The 21,260-nt window shown below is 68.7% G+C and carries 13 protein-coding genes; 3 read left to right on the plus strand and 10 right to left on the minus strand.

What is annotated here, in order from left to right:
• Positions 1-11 precede the first annotated feature (11 nt).
• From OOK34_RS01885 to OOK34_RS01910, 6 genes are all read right to left on the minus strand, one after another.
• Positions 12-1,508, minus strand: coding sequence for an amino acid permease (locus tag OOK34_RS01885; RefSeq protein ID WP_267032109.1), 1,497 nt, complete (start codon positions 1,506-1,508; stop codon positions 12-14).
• A 103-nt stretch (positions 1,509-1,611) separates the two neighbouring features.
• Complete coding sequence (gene dxs / locus OOK34_RS01890; protein ID WP_267032110.1) at positions 1,612-3,528, minus strand: 1-deoxy-D-xylulose-5-phosphate synthase; 1,917 nt, start codon at positions 3,526-3,528, stop codon at positions 1,612-1,614.
• 253 nt (positions 3,529-3,781) lie between these two features.
• Positions 3,782-5,041, minus strand: coding sequence for a sugar ABC transporter permease (locus OOK34_RS01895; RefSeq protein WP_267036589.1), 1,260 nt, complete (start codon positions 5,039-5,041; stop codon positions 3,782-3,784).
• 29 nt (positions 5,042-5,070) lie between these two features.
• Positions 5,071-5,859 (minus strand): ATP-binding cassette domain-containing protein, encoded by a 789-nt coding sequence (locus OOK34_RS01900; protein ID WP_267032111.1) that lies wholly within the window; start codon positions 5,857-5,859, stop codon positions 5,071-5,073.
• Between the two features lie 196 nt (positions 5,860-6,055).
• Entirely contained in the window at positions 6,056-7,171 is a 1,116-nt protein-coding gene (locus OOK34_RS01905) for a sugar ABC transporter substrate-binding protein (RefSeq protein ID WP_267032112.1), read from the minus strand.
• A gap of 118 nt (positions 7,172-7,289) precedes the next feature.
• Positions 7,290-8,504: an ROK family transcriptional regulator gene (locus OOK34_RS01910; RefSeq protein ID WP_267032113.1), complete on the minus strand. Its 1,215-nt coding sequence runs from the start codon at positions 8,502-8,504 to the stop codon at positions 7,290-7,292.
• A 608-nt stretch (positions 8,505-9,112) separates the two neighbouring features.
• Between OOK34_RS01910 and mgtA the strand changes: the two genes are divergently transcribed.
• Positions 9,113-11,833 carry a magnesium-translocating P-type ATPase gene (gene mgtA, locus OOK34_RS01915; protein ID WP_267032114.1) on the plus strand — a complete coding sequence of 907 codons (2,721 nt, stop codon included), beginning with the start codon at positions 9,113-9,115 and terminating at the stop codon, positions 11,831-11,833.
• A gap of 15 nt (positions 11,834-11,848) precedes the next feature.
• Positions 11,849-12,565, plus strand: coding sequence for an MgtC/SapB family protein (locus OOK34_RS01920; RefSeq protein WP_267032115.1), 717 nt, complete (start codon positions 11,849-11,851; stop codon positions 12,563-12,565).
• A gap of 51 nt (positions 12,566-12,616) precedes the next feature.
• Here OOK34_RS01920 and OOK34_RS01925 read toward each other — a convergent pair whose 3' ends face one another.
• From OOK34_RS01925 to acnA, 4 genes are all read right to left on the minus strand, one after another.
• Positions 12,617-13,558 carry a carbohydrate ABC transporter permease gene (locus tag OOK34_RS01925; protein WP_267032116.1) on the minus strand — a complete coding sequence of 314 codons (942 nt, stop codon included), beginning with the start codon at positions 13,556-13,558 and terminating at the stop codon, positions 12,617-12,619.
• 13 nt (positions 13,559-13,571) lie between these two features.
• Positions 13,572-14,516 (minus strand): carbohydrate ABC transporter permease, encoded by a 945-nt coding sequence (locus OOK34_RS01930; protein WP_267032117.1) that lies wholly within the window; start codon positions 14,514-14,516, stop codon positions 13,572-13,574.
• 38 nt (positions 14,517-14,554) lie between these two features.
• Positions 14,555-15,898 (minus strand): N-acetylglucosamine/diacetylchitobiose ABC transporter substrate-binding protein, encoded by a 1,344-nt coding sequence (gene ngcE, locus OOK34_RS01935; protein ID WP_323183389.1) that lies wholly within the window; start codon positions 15,896-15,898, stop codon positions 14,555-14,557.
• 480 nt (positions 15,899-16,378) lie between these two features.
• Complete coding sequence (gene acnA, locus OOK34_RS01940) at positions 16,379-19,093, minus strand: aconitate hydratase AcnA (protein ID WP_323183390.1); 2,715 nt, start codon at positions 19,091-19,093, stop codon at positions 16,379-16,381.
• Between the two features lie 538 nt (positions 19,094-19,631).
• On the opposite strand from acnA, the gene OOK34_RS01945 reads away from it, so the two are divergent.
• A complete protein-coding gene (locus OOK34_RS01945; protein ID WP_267032119.1) occupies positions 19,632-21,161 on the plus strand; it encodes a UDP-N-acetylglucosamine 1-carboxyvinyltransferase in 1,530 nt (509 codons plus the stop codon).
• Positions 21,162-21,260: the final 99 nt, after the last annotated feature.

Raw genomic sequence — 21,260 nt, forward strand, 5'->3', positions numbered from 1 at the left:
GGCGGCCGCCTCTAGAACTCCGCGTCCTGGCCGACCTGGGCCAGGCGGCTCTTGCGGCGGCCGTACAGGAAGTAGACGACGAAGCCGACCGCCATCCAGATCCCGAAGCGGAGCCAGGTCTCGGCCGGCAGGTTGAGCATCAGCCAGAGCGAGGCCGCCATCGACAGGATCGGGATCACCGGCACCCAGGGGGTGCGGAAGGCCCGGTGCAGGTCGGGGCGGGTCCGGCGCAGGATGATCACGCCGAGGGCCACGATCACGAAGGCGAACAGGGTGCCGATGTTCACCAGTTCCGCGAGCTTCTCGAGGCTGGTGAAGCCCGCCAGGACCGCGATGACCACACCGAGGAGCACGGTGGCCCGGTAGGGGGTGCGGTACTTCGGGTGGGTGACGGAGAAGACGCGCGGCAGCAGTCCGTCACGGCTCATCGCGAAGAACACGCGTGTCTGGCCCAGCAGCAGGATCATGCAGACCGTGATGAGGCCGACGGACGCACCGAGGCTGATGGCGCCTGAGAAGAAGGGCTGGTCCACGGCCTTGAAGGCGGCGGCGAGCGGGGCGGTCGGCGACATCTCCTTGTAGTACTGCATGCCGGTGACCACCACCGTCACGGCGACGTACAGCACCGTGCAGATGAGCAGCGAGCCGAGGATGCCGCGCGGCATGTCCCGTTGGGGATTCTTGGTCTCCTCGGCCGCGGTGGCCACGACGTCGAAGCCGATGAAGGCGAAGAAGACGAGGGAGGCCGCGGTGAAGATGCCCATGACGCCGAAGTTGGTGGGCTCGTACCCGAACAGCAGCTGGACCAGTGGCGCCTTCCAGCCGCCTCCGCCGGGCTGTGGCTCGGCCGGGGGGATGAACGGGGAGTAGTTGTCCGCCTTGATGAAGAACAGGCCGGCGACGATGACCAGCAGCACCACGGTGACCTTGATGGCGACGACGATCGCGGTGATCCGGGCCGACAGCTTCGTCCCGACGACGAGGATCGCGGTCAGCAGCAGGACCAGCAGGAAGGCCAGCAGGTCGAAGGATCCGCCCTCGTCGGGCCCGGACAGCGCGACGGGCATGTCCCAGCCCAGGTTCGTTTCCATGAGGTTGCGCACGTACCCGGACCAGCCGACCGCCACGACGGCGGTGCCGAGCGCGAACTCGAGCACCAGGTCCCAGCCGATGATCCAGGCGGGCAGCTCGCCGATCGAGGCGTAGGCGAAGGTGTACGCCGATCCGGCCACCGGGACGGTGGACGCGAACTCGGCGTAGCAGAGGGCCGCGAGGGCACAGACCACGCCCGACACCACGAAGGCGAGGGCGGTGGAGGGTCCGGCGTTGTTGCGGGCCGCGATGCCCGTGAGGACGAAGATGCCGGTACCGATGATGACGCCGACACCGAAGACGGTCAGGTCCCAGGCGGAGAGCGACTTGCGGAGCGCGTGCTCCGGCTCCTCCGTGTCACGGATGGACTGTTCCACCGTCTTGGTGCGGAAGGGGCTGTTCAGATCCCTGCTCACCGACGCACCTCCAAGGGGCGTACGCGAACGGGCCGGGAGGCCCACCCTTCAAGGGTGATCTCCCGGCCCGTGACGTGCAACCGCGCGATCCCGTCCGCGGGGGCTAGTCGACGGCGGCGGCCGGCTCGCTCTCGTAGCGCCCGTCCAGCTTGGCGACCAGGCCGGTGACCTGCCGGGCGATGTCCGGGGCGGTCAGGCCGATCTCGGCCATGATCTCCTTGCGCAGCGCGTGGTCGAGGAAGCGCTGCGGGATGCCGAAGTCGCGCAGCGGTACGTCGACGCCCGCGTCGCGCAGGGCCTGGGACACGGCGGCGCCCACACCGCCGGTGCGGCCGTTGTCCTCGACGGTGACGACGACCCGGTGCCGGTCGGCGAGCGGGGCCAGGGCCTCGTCCACGGGCTTGACCCAGCGGGGGTCGACCACGGTCGTGGAGATGCCCTGCTTGTCGAGGAGGTCGGCGATCTCCAGGCACATCGGCGCGAGGGCGCCGACCGAGACGAGCAGTACGTCCGGACGGGTGACCTCGGGGGCCGGGGTGCGCAGGACGTCCATGCCGCCGATCCTGCCGACGGCGGGGACGGCCGGGCCGACGACGCCCTTGGAGTAGCGCACGACGGTCGGGGCGTCCTTGACCTCGACGGCCTCGCGCAGCTGCGCGCGCAGCTGCTCGGCGTCGCGCGGGGCGGCCAGCCGCAGGCCGGGGACGACCTGGAGGATGGACATGTCCCACATGCCGTTGTGGGAGGCGCCGTCGTCACCGGTGACCCCGGCCCGGTCCAGCACGAAGGTGACCCCGCACTTGTGCAGGGCCACGTCCATGAGGACCTGGTCGAAGGCGCGGTTGAGGAAGGTCGCGTAGACGGCGAAGACGGGGTGGACCCCGCCGGTCGCCAGGCCGGCGGCCGAGGTGGCGCCGTGCTGCTCGGCGATGCCGACGTCGTAGATGCGGTCCGGGAAGGCCTCGGCGAACTTGTTGAGGCCGACCGGGTGCAGCATGGCGGCGGTGATGCCGACGATGTCCTCGCGCTCGTGGCCGAGCTTGACCATCTCGTCGGCGAAGACGGAGGTCCAGCTGGCCGCGGCGGTCTTGACCGGCAGGCCGGTGTCCGGGTGGATCACGCCGACCGCGTGGAAACGGTCCGCCTCGTGTTCCAGGGCCGGGGTGTAGCCGCGGCCCTTCTGGGTGAGGCAGTGCACGATGACCGGGCCGCTGAACCGCTTGGCGCGGGTCAGGGCGGACTCCAGGGCCTCGATGTCGTGGCCGTCGATGGGGCCGATGTACTTCAGGCCCAGGTCCTCGAACATGCCCTGCGGGGCGATGAAGTCCTTGAGGCCCTTCTTGGCGCCGTGCAGGGTCTCGAAGAGCGGCTTCCCGACGACCGGGGTGCGCTCCAGGATCTCCTTGCCACGGGCCAGGAAGCGCTCGTAGCCGTCCGTGGTGCGCAGGGTGGCCAGGTGGTTGGCCAGGCCGCCGATGGTGGGCCCGTACGAGCGCTCGTTGTCGTTGACGACGATGACGAGCGGGCGGTCCTTGGCGGCGGCGATGTTGTTCAGCGCCTCCCAGGCCATGCCGCCGGTCAGCGCGCCGTCGCCGATGACGGCGGCGACGTGGTGGTCCTCGCGGCCGAGCACCTCGTTGGCCTTGGCGAGGCCGTCGGCCCAGCCCAGCACCGTGGAGGCGTGCGAGTTCTCGATCACGTCGTGGTCGGACTCGGCGCGCGAGGGGTAGCCGGACAGGCCGTTCTTCGTGCGCAGGCCGGCGAAGTCCTGGCGGCCGGTGAGCAGCTTGTGGACGTAGGCCTGGTGGCCGGTGTCGAAGAGGACCTTGTCCTTGGGCGATTCGAAGACCCGGTGCAGGGCGATCGTCAGTTCGACCACGCCGAGGTTGGGGCCGAGGTGCCCGCCGGTCTTGGAGACGGCGTCGACGAGGAAGGACCTGATCTCGGCGGCGAGCTGGTTGAGCTCCTCCTGGCTGAGCCGGTCCAGATCGCGCGGTCCCTTGATGCGGGTCAGCAGCACCCGTGCCTCCTTGCAGTTGCTTGCTGGTCTGTCGAGTCTAATGTTCCGCTCGCGAGGGCGGTCATCGGGCGGTACCTGGCGGGTCACACCTTTGTCATACCTGTACACCTCGCTGCTGAATCACACATGCCAAACGGGCGTATACCCGCACACCTGTACGCACACATGTACGCACAGGTGCCCGGTGCCACACGGAGTGGCACCGGGCACTGTGACGGGTCTTACCGCCTGGGTACGGACCGGGGTCGCACGGTCAGGCGCGTCCGGCCGTCTTCTGGGTCTTGCGGGTGACCGAGTCGATGACCACCGTGGCCAGCAGAACCGCACCGGTGATCATGTACTGGATCGGAGTCGCGATCCCCTCCAGGGCCAGACCGTACTGGATGGAGGTGATGACCATGACGCCGAGGAGGGCGTTCCAGGTCCGGCCGCGCCCGCCGAAGAGGCTGGTGCCGCCGATGACGGCCGCCGCGATCACGTTCATCAGCAGGTCACCGGCGCCGGCGCTCTGGTTGGCCGCCGCGATCTTGGAGGCCCAGAAGAGCCCGCCGATGGCGGCGAAGGTGCCGGCGATGGCGAAGACCGCGATGCGGATGCCGTTGACGTTGATGCCCGCGCGGCGGGAGGCCTCGACGCTGCCGCCGAGGGCGAAGACGTTGCGGCCGAAGGAAGTACGGCGCAGGACGAAGTCCGTGGCGACCAGGGCCAGCACGAAGAGCACCACCGCGAGCGGCAGGCCCTTGTACTGGTTGAACACCACGGCGGGCCCGAAGGTGAAGACGGCGAGCAGGCCGGTGCGCAGCAGGATCTCGGTGAGCGGCCGCGAGGGAACCCCGGCGGCCTCCCGGCGGCGGTTGTCGAAGAAGGTGGCGAGGAAGTACGCCGCCACGGCGACCGCCGCGAGGCCGTAGCCGGCGGCCACGTCCGAGAAGAAGTACGTCGTGAGCTGTCCGACGACACCCTCGGAGTCGAGGTTGATGGTGCCGTTGCTGCCGAGGATCTGGAGCATCGCGCCGGACCAGAACAGCAGGCCGGACAGGGTGACGGCGAAGGCCGGGGCGCCGATCTTGGCGAAGAAGAAGCCGTGGACGGCCCCGATCAGGGCGCCGCCGGCGATGGCGGCGAGGATCGCGACCCATTCGTTCACGCCGTGGGTGACGGCGAGGACGGCGACGATCGCGCCCGAGACACCGCTGACGGAGCCGACCGAGAGGTCGATCTCGCCGAGCAGCAGCACGAAGATGATGCCGACGGCCATCATGCCGGTGGCGACCATCGTGATCGCGATGTTGGTGAGGTTCTCCGGGGAGAGGAAGTTCGCGTTCAGGCCCTGGAAGATGCCCCAGATGATGATCAGGCCGAGGACGACCGGGATCGAGCCCAGGTCGCCGGCCTTCATCTTGCGGACGAACTCGATCCAGTAGCCGTAGAGGCCCTCCGCCCGCACGAGCAGGCGCGGGTCCACCGCGGGGATGGCGTCCGCCGGGGCGGCGGGGTTGGCGAGCTGAGCCACCTCTTCCGCAGGGGTGTGGTGTTCGGTGCTCACTGTCGGGCCTCCCCGGTGCGGGCCGCCCGGCGGGTCACGGCGTTGTCCGTGGCCCCGGTGATGGCGGAGATGATCTCTTCCTTCGAGGTGTCGGCGACATTGAAGACGCCGTTGTTGCGGCCCAGCCGCAGCACCGCCACCTTGTCGGCGACGGCCTTCACATCGGCCATGTTGTGGCTGATGAGGATGACGGCGTGGCCTCGCTCGCGCAGCCGCTCCACGAGGTCGAGGACCTGTGCGGTCTGCTCGACGCCGAGGGCGGCGGTGGGCTCGTCGAGGATGACGAGCTGGGGCTCGCCCAGCATCGAGCGGGCGATCGCCACGGTCTGGCGCTGGCCGCCGGAGAGCGAGGCGATGGGGATCCGGACACTGGGGATCCGGATGGACAGGGTGGTCAGGAGCGCGCGGGCGCGGCGCTCCATCTCCACCTCGTCGAGTACGCCGAAGCGCTTGAGCTCGCGGCCCAGGAAGAGGTTGCCGACGACGTCGATGTTGTCGCACAGCGCGAGGTCCTGGTAGACGGTCGCGATGCCGAGGTTCTGGGCGTCGTGGGGCTTGCCGATGGAGACCGGGCGGCCCTCCCACTCGATGACTCCGTCATCGATGGGGTGCACGCCGGCGATCGTCTTGACCAGCGTGGACTTGCCGGCGCCGTTGTCGCCGACCAGGGCGACGACCTCACCGGAGTGGATCTCGAGTTCTACGTCGGTCAGGGCCTGGACGGCGCCGAACCGCTTCGAGACCCCTCGCAACGCCAGCACGGGCGCAGCGGACACATGAACCATCTCCTTCGCCGCCTGACCGGCGGGGATGTCGTGCAAAAGAGCAGGAGCGGGGCGGATGGGGATACGACAAGCGAGTGATGGGACGAACGAGTGATGAAGCGTTTCTGCCCGGCGCCCCGCGGATGGCGGGGTATGAGGGGCGGGGCGCCGGGCAGAGCACGGGGGGGCGCCGCGGCGCAGCGGCGGCGACGGGGCCCTACTTGAGGCCGATGGTGGTGCAGGCGGTCGCGAACTTGTCGGTGCAGATCTCGTCGACCGTGTAGACGCCGTCCTTGACGACGGTGTCCTTGATGTTGGCCTTGGTGAGCGAGACGACCGGGATCAGCACGGACGGAACGCCCTTGGCGGTCGGGCTGTCGACCTTGTTGTTGATGATCCCGTCGATCTTCTCGCCCTTGGCGAGGGCGACGGCCATCTCGGCGGCGGCCGCGGCCTCGGGGGCGTACGGCTTGTAGACGCTCATGAACTGCTCGCCCGCCACGATCCGCTGCACACCGGCGAGTTCGGCGTCCTGGCCGGTGACCGGGGGCAGGGGGGACAGACCGGCGGCCTTGAGGGCGGTGATGATGCCGCCGGCCATGCCGTCGTTCGCGGAGTAGACGCCGATCACCTTGTCCTTGCCGAGCGCGGTCAGCGCGCCCGCCATGTTGGTGTTGGCGTTCTCCGGCTTCCACTCCTTGGTGTCGTACTCCTTGCCGATGGTCACCTTGCCGTCGAGGACGGAGTGGGCGCCCTTCTTGAACAGCGCGGCGTTCGGGTCGGTGACGGAGCCGTTCATCATGACGATCTGGCCGTCCTTGGCCTTGTCGCCCAGGGCCTCCAGCAGCGCCTTGCCCTGGACCTTGCCGACCTCTTCGTTGTCGAAGGAGGTGTAGGCGTCGATCGGGCCCTCGGCCAGGCGGTCGTAGGCGACGACCGGGATGCCGGCGTCCTTGGCCTTCTTGACCGCGCCGGCGATGGCCTTGGCGTCGACCGCGTCGACGATCAGCACGTTCACCTTGTTGGTGATCATCGTGTCGACCTGGGAGTTCTGCGTGGTCGCGTCCTGCTTGGCGTTGGCGTAGACCACCTCGGCCTTGCCGCCGGTGAGATCCGCGATCTTCTTCTCGATCAGCGGCTTGTCGAACTTCTCGTAGCGCGCGGTCTGGTTCTCGGGCAGGAGCAGACCGACCTTGATGGCGTCACCGGTGGCGGCGGCGTTCGAGGGCTTCTTCTCGCCGCCCGCTTCCTTGGCGCTGCCACAAGCGGCCAGCGAGACGGCCATGGCGCCGGCGGCGACGGCTACGGCGGCTCTACGCATACGCGTGTTCATTCGTTGAACCTCCCTGACGAGGCCGCAACGCTGCGGCCGAGGTGGGTGTGAGTCAACCCCGGCCGCAAGTTTGCCGTCAAGGAGTGAATCCTTAACGAGATGACAACGGTGCCATCCGTTATCTAACTGAAGACATGGCGGCCGGGGCTCGCATCCCAATGCCATTTTCCGCCAAAAGCGTCGAATCGCCCATCTCGCTGAGTACGAGGGCCAGTGCGCCGAGTACCTCCGCACGGCCGCCCAGCGAGCCGGTGAGGACCGACAACTGGCGGGCCGCGCTGGGGATCGCGTACCTCCCCACGGACTCGCGGATCGGCGCCAGCACCAGCTCGCCCGCCTCGGCGAGCGAGCCGCCCAGCACCACCCGGCTCGGGTTCAGGAGGTTGCAGAGGCTGGCCACGCCGCTGCCGACGTGCCGGCCCACGTCGGTGATGACCCGGCGGCAGCCCGGGTCCCCGGCCCGGGCCAGCTCGACCACCTTTTCCATCGTCAGCTCCGGTCCGTGGGTGCCCTGGAGCAGCGGCAGCACGTAGCGGGCGGCGGCGAAGGTCTCCAGGCAGCCGCGGTTGCCGCAGCGGCAGACGGGGCCCGATTCGTCCAGGGTGATGTGCCCGATCTCCCCGGCGGTGCCGCCGGGTCCCCGGTAGATCTGACCGTTGATCACCAGGCCCGCGCCCACACCGCTCGCGACCTTGATGTACGCCAGGTCCCGGACCCCCCGGCCACTGCCCCAGACCAGCTCCCCCAGGGCGCCGAGGTTCGCGTCGTTGTCCACGTAGACCGGTACGCCCAGGCGCTGGGAGAGCTCCTGGCGGGGGTTGATCCCGGCCCAGCCCGGCAGGATCGCGGTCGAGCCCAGGGTGCCGGACTCCACGTCGATGGGGCCCGGGACGCCGAGCCCCACGCCGATGACCTTGTCGCGGCCCACGCCCACGCCCGCGATCAGCCGCCCGACCAGCGATTCCGCCCGGTCGAAGCCGTCCACCCAGGAGGCGTCCACGTCCAGTGGCTCGGCCTCCTCGGCCAGCACCTGGTGCGCGAGGTTGCCCACGGCCACCCGCAGGTGGGTGTGGCCGAAGTCCACGCCGATCACGATGCCCGCGTCCCCGCTGAGGGAGACGCTGCGGGCCCGGCGGCCGCCGGCCGAGGTGTCGGTGACCTCGACGGTCCCGCCCTCCCTCAGCTCACGGACGATGTTGGAGACCGTGGCCGCCGACAGTCCGGTGGTGCGGGCGATCTCCGCCTGGGTCAGCGAACCGGCGAGGCGCACGGCCCGCACGACCCGCTCGAGGTTCGCGCGATGCAGCGAGGACTGCGATCCGGGAGTCTGCACGACTCATCCACTCCTGCCCATAAGCGACGGCCATCCGTCGCCCCCCGGCCGGTCGTCGCGGCTGCCCGCTCCGAGACCCCGGCGTCTCTCCAACTTGTGAACCTTAAGTCGAGCCTTTGGGTATCCAGCCGTCAAGAGCCTGAGGCGGAGCGAACCGGACACATGGCCCGAAAGTATGAACAAGGGCCTCGAAGATCGTGCTACGGTCGCTGAGGCGCCGGTCCTCTGCGGCCTTTCCAGGCCGGACCTGGCGCCGTGCCATGACAGCGCTACGCGAGGAGGTGTTCGGGATGAGTCCCGATCGAAGTCCTCGCAGCGCTGCCCTCGACGGCTGACCCGCCGGTCCACTGACCGGCTGATCCACTGACCGATCGTGCGTCCGCACGGCGGCGGCCCAGCGCCGTTCCCGCATCCGTTCCCCTGTCCGTTCCTCTGGGGAACCCTCCTTTCCCTTCCTTCCGCATGCCCTGACTCTCCTGTCAGGCATACGTCATCCATGCCCACGGCGCACCCCGTGGCGTTCGCCGCCACCCTGCGCCCTCCCATGATCACTCCACGTGACCGCGCGGCTCCGCGCTGCCCGGACACCGTGGAGGGAGGTTTTCGTCATGACCATGCTCACCCCCCGTACCCCCACGAAGCTCGCACCCCCGGGCCGGGCCCGCCGCGAGCGCAAGGCCGCCGAGCTGGAGGCCCGTACCCGCACCGTCGGCGAGCGGCTCGCCCGGGCCAGCGCCCGCCCGGGCGTCCAGGTCCTGCAGGAAGTGGACGCCTCCGGCAATGGCCTCACCCACGCCGAGGCCGCGCTGCGCCTGGAGCGCCACGGCACCAATGTCGTCGCCCAGGAGCGCGCGCCCCTGTGGTTCGTCCAGCTCGCGAAGGCGTACTGGAACCCCTTCATCGGGGTCCTGGTCTTCCTCGCGGCCGTCATGTACTGGCAGGACCCGGCGGACCCGGGCGTCATCATCCTCTCGGTGATGGTCGGGATCAGCGGACTGCTCCGCTTCTGGCAGGAGTACCGCTCGGGCCGGGCCGCCGACGCGCTGAAGAAGCTCGTCACCACCACCTGCGCGGTGCAGCGCCGGGCCGGCAGCGGCTCGGGCCCCACCACCTTCGAGGTCCCGATGGACCAGGTGGTCCCGGGCGACCTGATCAAGCTCGCCGCCGGCGACCTGATCCCGGCCGACCTGCGGCTGATCACCTCCAAGGACCTGATGGTCGGCCAGGCGGCGCTGTCCGGCGAGTCGTTGCCGGTCGCCAAGGCCGACACTCGTCCCCACGACCTCGGCCAGCAGGCGACCACCGACCCGGTGGAGGCCGACAACCTCTGCCTGATGGGGACCTCGGTCACCTCCGGGACCGCGACCGGAGTCGTCGTCGCCACCGGCGCCGACACCTACTTCGGCTCGATGGCCGGCTCCCTGGTCGGCGAGCGCCCGGAGACCAACTTCGACACCGGCGTGCGCAAGGTCAGCTTCCTGCTGATCCGCTTCATGCTGGTGATGGTCCCGATCGTCTTCATGATCAACGGCTTCACCAAGGGCGACTGGGAGGCCGCCTTCCTCCTCGGCATCGCCGTGGCGGTCGGCCTCACCCCCGAGATGCTGCCGATGGTGGTCTCGGCCAACCTGGCGCGCGGCGCCGTGGCGATGTCCAAGCGCAAGGTCGTCGTCAAGCGGCTCAACGCGATCCAGAACCTGGGCGCCATGGACGTGCTCTGCACGGACAAGACCGGCACCCTCACCGAGGACCGGATCGTCCTGGACCGCTACCTGGACGTGCACGGCGACGACGACAACGAGGTCCTGGAGTACGGCTACCTCAACTCGCACTTCCAGACCGGCCTGAAGAACCTGATGGACCAGGCGGTCATCGACCGCGTGGGCGAGGCCGAGGAGGTTGTCGTCGACGCTCGGTTCTCGATGGTCGACGAGATCCCCTTCGACTTCGCCCGGCGCCGGATGTCCGTGGTCCTGAACCGCAACAGCATCGTGGGCGACCTCGGCCGCTCCGAGCACGTCATGATCACCAAGGGTGCCGTCGAGGAAGTCCTCGCCCTGTGCACGCACATGACGGACCGCGGGCAGAAGGTCGAGCTGACCGAGCAGCTGCGCTGGCACGTCTCGCGCATCGCCGAGGACAACAACCGCAAGGGCCTGCGCGTCCTCGCCGTCGCCACCCGCACGATGAGCACCCCCCGCGACACCTACACGGTCGCCGACGAGGACCAGCTGACCCTGGTCGGCTTCCTCGCCTTCCTCGACCCGCCGAAGGCCGACGCCGCCCAGGCCCTGCAGGGCCTCGCTGACAAGGGCATCGCGGTCAAGGTGGTGACCGGCGACAACGAGCTCGTCGCCGCCCGGGTCTGCGCCGACGTCGGCCTCACCGTCGGCCACGTGGTCGGCGGCACCGAGATCGACACCCTCGACGACACCGAACTGCGCGCGCTGGCCGCCCGTACGACGGTCTTCGCCAAGGTCAACCCGGTCCAGAAGGCCCGGATCGTACGGGCCCTGCAGGCCGAGGGGCACACCGTCGGCTTCCTCGGTGACGGGATCAACGACGCAGCCGCCCTGCGCGACGCCGATGTCGGCATCTCGGTCGACACCGCCGTCGACATCGCCAAGGAGTCGGCGGACATCATCCTGCTGGAGAAGGACCTGACCGTCCTCGAGCAGGGCGTGGTCCAGGGCCGGACCACCTTCGGCAACACGATCAAGTACATCAAGATGACGGCGTCGTCGAACTTCGGCAATGTCTTCTCGGTGCTGGTGGCGAGCGCGTTCATCCCCTTCCAGCCGATGCTCGCGATCATGCTGCTGGTCCAGAACCTGGTCTACGACATCGCCCAGCTGGCCACCCCGTGGGACCGGATGGACGAGGAGTACCTGCGCAAGCCCCGCAACTGGGACGCCAAGGGCATCGGCCGCTTCATGCTCTGCATCGGCCCGATCAGCTCCATCTTCGACATCGCGATGTTCGTCGTCATGTGGAACGTGTTCGCCGCCAACAGCGAGGCGAACCAGGCGCTCTTCCAGTCCGGCTGGTTCATCGAGGGCCTGCTCTCGCAGACCCTGATCGTCCACATGATCCGCACCCGCAAGATCCCCTTCATCCAGTCCCGCGCCTCCTGGCCGGTGATGGTGATGACCGTCCTCGCGGTGCTGACCGGGCTCTACCTGCCCTTCTCCCCGCTGGCCGCCTCGCTGGGCTTCGTCGCCCTGCCGGCGGGCTACTTCCCCTGGCTGATCGGCGTACTGCTCGCGTACTGCGCGCTCACGCAGCTGGTGAAGACCTGGTACATCCGCCGCTTCAACACCTGGCTCTAAGAAGGAGGACGGCCGATGACACTGCTCACGCAATGGGAGATGGCCGGGCACCTGGCCGCGGCCCTCGGCTTCGGGGCCGTCATCGGCCTGGAACGGCAGTGGCGCGCCCGGATGGCGGGACTGCGTACGAACGCCCTGGTGGCGGGCGGGGCGGCGCTGTTCGTGCTGCTCTCGCAGTACGGGTTCCTGAGCGCGGTCTCCGAGGTGAACTACGACGGCTCGCGGGTCGCGGCCCAGATCGTCTCGGGGATCGGCTTCCTCGGCGCCGGGGTGATCATGCGGGACGGGCTGAGCGTCCGGGGCCTGAACACGGCCGCCACCCTGTGGTGTTCGGCGGCCGTGGGCTGCCTGGCCGGGGTGGGCCTGTTCGTCCTCGCCGCCTTCGGCACGGTGGGCGTGGTGGGGGCCAACCTCCTGCTGCGCCCGCTGGGCCGGCGCCTGGACCGCGAGCCGGGCGGTGGGGCGGAGGTGGCCACCGACTACCACTTCGAGGCCGTCTGTCTGGAGGCGGAGGAGGCCCACATCCGCCACCGGCTGGTCGACGCGCTGGGCCGGCCGGGCTACCAGCTGCGGGAGATCCGCAGCCAGGACGGCCCGGTGCCCGGCCGGGTGACGGTGTCGGCCCTGCTGACCGCCGAGGGGGAGACGGGCCGGGCGCTGGAGGAAGCGGTCAGCAACCTCTCGCTCGACCCTTCGGTCTCGGCGGTGAGCTGGTCGGCGGTGCCCGCGTGAGGTGCGCACCGCAAGCCCTGGATCCACCAGAACGTCGGCCACCCCGGACCGCTACTTCAGCGTCGCCGAAGTGAGGCCCGCCTGGATCTGGCGCTGGAAGGACAGGTAGACCACCAGCATCGGGATCATCGCGATGGTCACGCCGGCGAACAGCACCGGCAGGTCCGTCTCGTAGCCCATCTGGTACTGGAGCTGGATCAGGCCCTGGGTGAGCATGTAGCGCTCGGGGTCCGATCCGCTCTGGGGCTGCATCAGCACGGAGGGCAGGATGTACTGGTTCCACTGGCCCAGGACATTGAATATCCCCACGCTGATCAGGCCCGGCTTGGCCATCGGCAGCATCACCTGGAAGAAGATCCGGGTGTCGGAGGCCCCGTCGATCACCGCCGCCTCGTGCACCGCCGTCGGCAGGGTGCGGAAGAAGGAGTGCATGAAGAAGACGGTGAAGGGCATCGAGTAGGCGATGTAGACCAGGATCAGCCCCTGGTACGTGTTGAGCATGTCCAGGCGCTTGACCATGAAGAACAGCGGTACGAGCGCCAGGAAGACGGGGAACATCGCCCCGCTGACGAAGAAGTAGTAGATGATCCGGTTCCCCCGGAAGGGGTAGCGGGCCAGGACGTACGCGGCCATGGAGCCGAACAGCATGGTCAGCGGGACCGAGAAGGCCATCACGATCAGCGTGTGGCCGAAGTAGCCGCCGATGCCCTTGTCCCAGGCACGGCCGAAGGCGTCGAAGTGCCAGTTGGCGGGCCAGCTGAGGGCCGAGGCGCCGATCTGCGTGTCGGTCTTGAACGAGCCGAGCGCCAGCCAGATCAGGGGCAGGACGATCAGTATCGCCCAGACGGCGAGGAAGCCGTGCGAGAAGACGTTGAGCACCATGCCGTCGGAGCGGCGGCCACCGCCCTCCCGGGCGCGGCGGCCGCCGGCGGCGCCGTCCCGCTCGGCCGAGGGCTCGCCCGGTGCCTTGGTCACTGTGGACTGTGCAGTCATCGTGGCACTCCTCTCAGAACTCGATGCGCTCGCGGCGGGTGGCGCGCAGCGTGACGATGGAGAGGATCATGGTCAGGAGGAGCATGACCACGCCCATGGCGCAGGCGTATCCGCTCTTGCCGAAGTACAGGAAGTTGCGCATCAGCACCGTGGCCATGACCTCGCTGTGGTGGTCGGGTCCGCCGCCGAACTGGCCCGAGGTCATGGTCGACACCAGGACGAACATGTCCATCGCGGCGATGCCCAGGTAGACCGCGGAGGTCTGCACAGAGTCCCACAGCAGGGGCAGCGTGACCTTGAGGAAGGTCTGGGCGCGCCCGGCGCCGTCGAGCAGGGCGGCCTCGTAGATGTCCTTGGGTACGGACTGCATCGCCGCCGAGAAGAGGACCAGGTAGAAGCCGACCCCGTGCCAGACCACCACCAGCAGCAGGCACCACAGGACGAGGTCGGGCTGGTTGAGCCATTCGACGGGGTGGGCGGGGTCGACGAGACCGACCTTGGCGAGGAATCCGTTCAGCAGGCCGCCCTCGTCGCTGCGGTACACCGCTCCGAAGAGCACCGCGAGGATGGCGAGGGAGAGGACCTGCGGGAAGAAGTAGACGATCTTGTAGAAGGCCGATCCCCGTACGCCCCGCACCCCGCCCGCCCCGCTGCGCCCTCCGGCGTTCACCATGAAGGCGAAGAAGAGGGCCAGCAGGATGGTGATCACCGGGACGAACACCAGGAGCAGCAGGTTGTGCCACAGGGCGCCGCGGAAGACCTCGTCCTTCATCAGGGTGGAGTAGTTCTCCAGGCCGACGAAGTCGAACGTCGGTGACTGGCCCGACCAGTTGGTGAAGGAATAGCCGAACGTCTGGATGTACGGCCAGATGACGAAAGTCAGATACAGCGCGAGCGGCAGGACGAGGAAGCCGGCGATGAAGCCGGTCCGTCCCCTGCCCCGGGCTACTTGGCTCATGGTGTCCGTCCCTGATGACGCTGCCGGTGGACGTGGGGTCAGCTGCGGTGGTTGTTCTTGGCGTTGGGGTCCTTGGCAGCCTTGTCTACCGCAGCCTGCGCCCGCTTGATCCACTCCTTTGGCTGGATCCGCTGGGCCATCAGCTCATTGGACGCGTTCTGGATGTCGGCGTCCATCTCGCTGTACCAGTCGGGGTAGAGGTAGTTGAAGGTGTTCTCCCCGGCCGTCTTGACCGCGGCGACGGCGGACTGGGTGCCCGGGCGGAGCTTGACGCCGGGGTCCACGCCGTCCTTGACGACGGTGAGGGAGTTGGCCTGCTGGGCGAAGATCGTCGACCATTCGCGGGAGAGCATGGAGCGCAGGAACTCCATGCCGCCGGCCTTGTTGGCGGCCTTCTCCGGGACGACGAAGGCCTCGTTGGCCCCCGCCCGGATGGCGGTGAAGGGCAGCTTGCTGTCGGCGAGCACCGGCACCGGCAGGAACTTCATGTCGAAGTCCTCCGGGGTCTGCTTGAGCTGCTCGTTCTCCAGCCAGGAGCCGGAGGGGATGAAGGCCGCCTTGTACTGGTTCCAGGCGGTCTGGGACTCCGTGTGGGTCAGGCCGTTGGTGCCCGGCATGAGGTAGCCCTTCTCGACCACCTCGTAGACGGCCTCGACGGCGGCCAGGGCGGCGGGGTTGCCCTCGAAGGCGTTCGGCGCCAGGTTGTCGATGGCCTTCATGGCCTCCAGACCGCCCTTCTTGGCGATCAGGTCCATGATGACGACATTGATGTAGTACGGGTACTTGCCCTGGTGGGCCAGGCCGCCGATGCCGGCCTCCTTGGCCTTGGCGCAGACGGCCAGGAACTCGTCCCAGGTCTTCGGCTCGGTCCAGCCCTTCTCCTTGAAGAGCTTGCCGGAGTACCAGAGTCCGAAGACGGTGTAGACGTAGTTCAGGGCGACGAACTTTCCGCCCTGGGTGCCCTGTTGGACCGTGCCGGGGATCAGGGTGTCGCGGACCTTCTTGTTCGGGTCGTCGAGCGAGGGGGCGTCGAGGACCGCGCTGAGGTCGGCGAGCTGGCCGCCCTTGGCGAGCACGTCGATCTTGATCATCTGGGCGCCGGAGTCGTTGAGGACGTCCGGCGGGTTGCCGGTGTTGAACCGGGGCTGGAGCTTGGCCGCGATCTCCTGCGTGGCCAGGTGGGAGCTGGTGGTGCCCCACTTCTTGTCGAAGGCGGCCTCCCAGGCCTTCGCGTAGTCGTCGCCGAAACCGCCCTTGAAGATGACCACGTCGAGCTTGCCGCCCTTGGCGACGCCGAAGGGGTTCTCCTTGGACACGAGCCCCTTGTCGGGGCCCTTCGTGGTGTCCTCACCGCCGGAGGCGCAGGCGGACAGGAAGCTCATCGTCGGCACCGAGACAAGTCCGAGTGCCGCGGAGCGCTTGATCAGGTCGCGGCGGCCAAGGCCCTCACGTGGTAGGTTCTTGCCGCCCTGCGAGGGGTCGTTTCGGGCTGGACCGCAACCTTCGGGTTGGAAGCCCGCCGCATCGCCGGTGGGTGGAGTCACGCTCATGTCCTCGCCTTCGTCGCATGGTGAAGGTGCTTGGATGTGGAGCCAGTTGCCGGGGGTGCGAGCGCGACAGTCTCTGATCGCGCCACCCCCGGCCGGGGCAACTTTGCCGCAGCAGCCCGGACGGCCACAGGTATAGTCCACTTCCGCTCGGCTCAGCAAGATCGTGCGCAACTATCGTTCCCGGCTTTTCCGAGTTGAGACCTGTCCGTCATCTGAAACCGCCGCCGCGAAAAGCGGAAGGGCCGTACCCCCTTAACGGGGATACGGCCCTATGGTGCCGATAGGCGGCGGATCGCTCCGCCTGGCGCGCCCTTAGCCGCGGATGAGGTTCCGCAGGACGTACTGCATGATGCCGCCGTTGCGGTAGTAGTCGGCCTCACCCGGCGTGTCGATGCGGACGACCGCGTCGAAGGAGACACCGGTGTCGGTGGTGACCTTGACCGTGCGCGGGGTGGTGCCGTTGTTCAGCTCCTCCACACCGGTGAAGGAGAAGGTCTCCTCGCCGGTGAGGCCCAGGGAGGCCGCGGTGGCGCCCTCGGGGAACTGCAGGGGCAGGACGCCCATGCCGATCAGGTTGGAGCGGTGGATGCGCTCGTAGGACTCGGCGATGACGGCCTTGACGCCGAGCAGCGCGGTGCCCTTGGCCGCCCAGTCGCGGGAGGAGCCGGAGCCGTACTCCTTGCCCGCCAGGATGACCAGCGGGATGCCGGCGGCCTGGTAGTTCTGGGAGGCGTCGTAGATGAAGGAGACCGGCGCGCCCTCGACGGTGAAGTCGCGGGTGAAGCCGCCCTCGGTGCCCGGGGCGATCTGGTTGCGCAGGCGGATGTTGGCGAAGGTACCGCGGATCATGACCTCGTGGTTGCCGCGGCGGGAGCCGTAGCTGTTGAAGTCGCGGCGCTCGACGCCGTGCTCCGTGAGGTACTTGCCGGCCGGGGTGTCGGCCTTGATGGCACCGGCCGGGGAGATGTGGTCGGTGGTGACCGAGTCGCCCAGCTTCGCCAGCACGCGGGCGCCGGCGATGTCGGAGACCGGGGTGGTCTCCATCGTCATGCCCTCGAAGTAAGGGGGCTTGCGGACGTAGGTGGACTGCGGGTCCCACTCGAAGGTGTTGCCGGTCGGGATCGACAGCGCCTGCCACTGGGCGTCGCCCGCGAAGACGTCCTGGTAGGACTTGCTGAACATGTCCTCGCCGATGGCGTTCGCCACGACGTCGTTGACCTCGGCCTCGGAGGGCCAGATGTCCTTGAGGAAGACCGGGTTGCCCTCGGTGTCGACGCCGATGGCCTCGGTGGTGATGTCCACCTTCATGGAGCCCGCGATGGCGTACGCGACGACCAGCGGCGGGGAGGCCAGGTAGTTCATCTTGACGTCGGGGTTGATCCGGCCCTCGAAGTTGCGGTTGCCGGAGAGCACCGAGGTGACCGCGAGGTCGTGCTCGTTGATCGCCTTCGAGATCTCCTCGTCCAGCGGACCGGAGTTGCCGATGCAGGTGGTGCAGCCGTACCCGACGAGGTTGAAGCCCATCTTGTCGAGGTACGGGGTGAGGCCGGCCTTGTCGAAGTAGTCGGTGACGACCTTCGAGCCCGGGGCCAGGGTGGTCTTGACCCACGGCTTGCGGGTCAGGCCCTTCTCGACCGCCTTCTTGGCCACGAGCGCCGCGGCGACCATGACGTAGGGGTTCGAGGTGTTGGTGCAGGAGGTGATCGCGGCGACGGTGACGGCGCCGTGGTCGATCTCGAAGGAGGTGCCGTCGGCCAGGGTGACCTGGGTCGGGCGGGTCGGCACGCCGTCGACGGTGGCCGGGGAGTCGGAGGCCGGGAAGGACTCCTTGCCCGCCTCGTCGTCGTCCTCGACGTAGTTGCGCACGTCCTGGGCGAACTGCTGGGAGGCGTTGGCGAGGACGATGCGGTCCTGCGGGCGCTTCGGGCCGGCGATGGAGGGGACGACCGTGGAGAGGTCGAGCTCCAGCTTCTCGGAGAAGTCCGGCTCGGCGGCCGGGTCCAGCCACAGGCCCTGCTCCTTGGCGTACGCCTCGACCAGGGCGACCTGCTGGGCGTCGCGGCCCGTCAGGCGCAGGTACTTCAGCGTCTCGTCGTCGATCGGGAAGATGGCGGCGGTGGAGCCGAACTCCGGCGACATGTTGCCGATGGTGGCGCGGTTCGCGAGGGAGGTGGCGGCGACGCCCTCACCGTAGAACTCGACGAACTTGCCGACGACACCGTGCTTGCGCAGCATCTCGGTGATGGTCAGCACCAGGTCGGTGGCGGTGGTGCCGGTGGGCAGCTCGCCGGTCAGCTTGAAGCCCACGACGCGCGGGATCAGCATGGAGACCGGCTGGCCGAGCATCGCGGCCTCGGCCTCGATGCCGCCGACGCCCCAGCCCAGCACACCGAGGCCGTTGACCATGGTGGTGTGCGAGTCGGTGCCGACGAGGGTGTCGGGGTACGCCTGGCCGTTACGGACCATGACCGTGCGGGCCAGGTGCTCGATGTTGACCTGGTGGACGATGCCGGTGCCCGGGGGGACGACCTTGAAGTCGTCGAAGGCGGTCTGGCCCCAGCGCAGGAACTGGTAGCGCTCCTTGTTGCGGCCGTACTCCAGCTCGACGTTCTGCGCGAAGGCGTCCTTCGTGCCGAACTTGTCGGCGATGACCGAGTGGTCGATGACCATCTCGGCGGGCGAGAGCGGGTTGATCTTCGCCGGGTCGCCGCCGAGGGCCTTCACGGCCTCGCGCATGGTGGCGAGGTCCACGACGCAGGGAACGCCGGTGAAGTCCTGCATGATCACGCGAGCCGGCGTGAACTGGATCTCCTCGCTGGGCTGGGCCTGCGAGTCCCAGTTACCGAGCGACCGGATGTGGTCGGCGGTGATGTTCGCGCCGTCCTCGGTACGGAGCAGGTTCTCCAGCAGGACCTTCAGGCTGTAGGGAAGGCGCGCGGCGCCCTCGACCTTGTCCAGCCGGAAGATCTCGTACGACTCGTCGCCCACCTGCAGCGTGCTGCGGGCGTCGAAGCTGTTCGCCGACACGACAGTCTCCTTCATGCATGATCTCGCGCGTATAACCGCAATCCTGCCGCCACGCCCTGTGGCCAATCCGCTAAGGTAAGGCTAAGTTAGGTAGCCCTTACCTGCGGGGGCGGCTTGCGGTACGCCTTCGGCAGATATCTCGATGTCGAGATAACTCTAGTACATGTCCGGGGGCGGGGACGAGGCGCGCACCTCGCGGCCCGCCGGAGCCGTCCACCAGGCGGACGCTCCGGCATGCCCGGATTCGGTGGACACGCGTGCGCGGCGACCGGCGGCCGGGGAACTCGACAGGGAAGCCCGGCGGGGAAGCCCGGCGGGTCAGATGCGGATAAATGGCACTACGCGGCACGCCGTCACCCGGACAGCCCCGGACCGGTGGCGGCCACGGAGGCGGCCGCGCAGGCTGGAGCAACCCCTCCCCGGTCGCCCGACCGGGCACCAGACGTACACCGGGCGGGACATGGGACCTGACGGTCGATAACACCCGTGCGCCACACCCCCCGCCAGCCTCATCTCATATCTGAGATACGGTGCCCCCATGGCAGACGACTACCTCGTACGCATCGGCAAGCTCATCCGTGACGCCCGGCAGCACCGGGGCTGGACACAGAGTCAGCTCGCCGACGCCCTCGGCACCAGCCAGAGCGCCGTGAACCGCATCGAACGCGGCAACCAGAACATCAGCCTTGAGATGATCGCCCGAATCGGTGAAGCACTCGACAGCGAGATCGTCTCCCTGGGCTACGCCGGACCGATGCACCTGCGCGTGGTCGGCGGCCGTCGCCTCTCCGGCTCCATCGACGTCAAGACGAGCAAGAACGCGTGCGTGGCGCTGCTGTGCGCCTCCCTGCTCAACAAGGGCCGCACCGTCCTGCGGCGGGTGGCCCGCATCGAGGAGGTCTACCGGCTCCTCGAAGTCCTGAACTCCATCGGTGTCCGCACCCGCTGGATCAACGAGGGCGTGGACCTGGAGATCGCCCCGCCGGCCCGTCTCGACATGGAGTCCATCGACGCGGAAGCGGCCGTCCGGACCCGGAGCATCATCATGTTCCTGGGCCCCCTGCTGCACCGGATGGACTCCTTCCAGCTCCCGTACGCCGGCGGCTGCGACCTCGGCACCCGCACCATCGAGCCCCACATGATCGCCCTGCGCCGCTTCGGCCTGGACATCACCGCGACCGAGGGCATCTACCACGCCCAGGTCCTCGCCGGGGTCTCCCCGGACCGCCCGATCGTGCTGACCGAACGCGGGGACACGGTCACCGAGAACGCCCTGCTGGCCGCGGCCCGCCATGACGGCGTCACCGTCATCCGCAACGCCTCCTCCAACTACATGGTCCAGGACCTGTGCTTCTTCCTGGAGGCGCTGGGCGTCGAGGTCGAGGGCATCGGCACGACCACCCTCACCGTCCACGGCATCCCGAACATCGACGTGGACGTGGACTACTCCCCCTCCGAGGACCCGGTCGAGGCGATGAGCCTGCTGGCCGCCGCGGTGGTCACCGAGTCGGAGCTGACGATCCGCCGCGTCCCGATCGAGTTCATGGAGATCGAGCTCGCGGTCCTGGAGGAGATGGGCCTCGACCACGACCGCTCGGCGGAGTACGTGGCCGACAACGGCCGCACCCGCCTGGTCGACCTCACCGTCCGCCCCTCGAAGCTCGAAGCCCCGATCGACAAGATCCACCCGATGCCCTTCCCGGGGCTGAACATCGACAACGTCCCGTTCTTCGCCGCCATCGCCGCGGTCGCCCAGGGCCAGACCCTGATCCACGACTGGGTGTACGACAACCGGGCCATCTACCTGACCGACCTCAACCGCCTCGGCGGCCGCCTCCAGCTCCTGGACCCCCACCGGGTCCTGGTCGAGGGCCCCACCCGCTGGCGCGCGGCCGAGATGATGTGCCCGCCGGCCCTGCGCCCCGCGGTGGTCGTCCTCCTCGCCATGATGGCCGCCGAAGGCACCTCGGTCCTGCGCAACGTCTACGTCATCAACCGCGGCTACGAGGAACTCGCGGAACGCCTCAACTCGGTCGGCGCCCAGATCGAGATCTTCAGGGACATCTAGGAAATCGGGCGGAAACCGAGGCCCCCTCACTCTCCGCAGAGCGCGAGGGGGCCTCTGCGTTTGATGGGTGGCCCGGTGGGCACCGCGTGGATGGCGTTC

Source organism: Streptomyces sp. NBC_00091 (genome assembly GCF_026343185.1).
Lineage (GTDB): Bacteria > Actinomycetota > Actinomycetes > Streptomycetales > Streptomycetaceae > Streptomyces.

Excerpts from the sequence above, each read along its gene's own strand:
- mgtA (WP_267032114.1), top strand. The coding sequence starts at position 9,113 with ATGACCATGCTCACCCCCCGTACCCCCACGAAGCTCGCACCCCCGGGC.
- OOK34_RS01945 (WP_267032119.1), top strand. The coding sequence starts at position 19,632 with ATGGCAGACGACTACCTCGTACGCATCGGCAAGCTCATCCGTGACGCC.
- ngcE (WP_323183389.1), bottom strand. The coding sequence starts at position 15,898 with ATGAGCTTCCTGTCCGCCTGCGCCTCCGGCGGTGAGGACACCACGAAG.
- OOK34_RS01920 (WP_267032115.1), top strand. The coding sequence starts at position 11,849 with ATGACACTGCTCACGCAATGGGAGATGGCCGGGCACCTGGCCGCGGCC.
- OOK34_RS01925 (WP_267032116.1), bottom strand. The coding sequence starts at position 13,558 with ATGACTGCACAGTCCACAGTGACCAAGGCACCGGGCGAGCCCTCGGCC.
- OOK34_RS01930 (WP_267032117.1), bottom strand. The coding sequence starts at position 14,516 with ATGAGCCAAGTAGCCCGGGGCAGGGGACGGACCGGCTTCATCGCCGGC.
- OOK34_RS01905 (WP_267032112.1), bottom strand. The coding sequence starts at position 7,171 with ATGAACACGCGTATGCGTAGAGCCGCCGTAGCCGTCGCCGCCGGCGCC.
- OOK34_RS01900 (WP_267032111.1), bottom strand. The coding sequence starts at position 5,859 with ATGGTTCATGTGTCCGCTGCGCCCGTGCTGGCGTTGCGAGGGGTCTCG.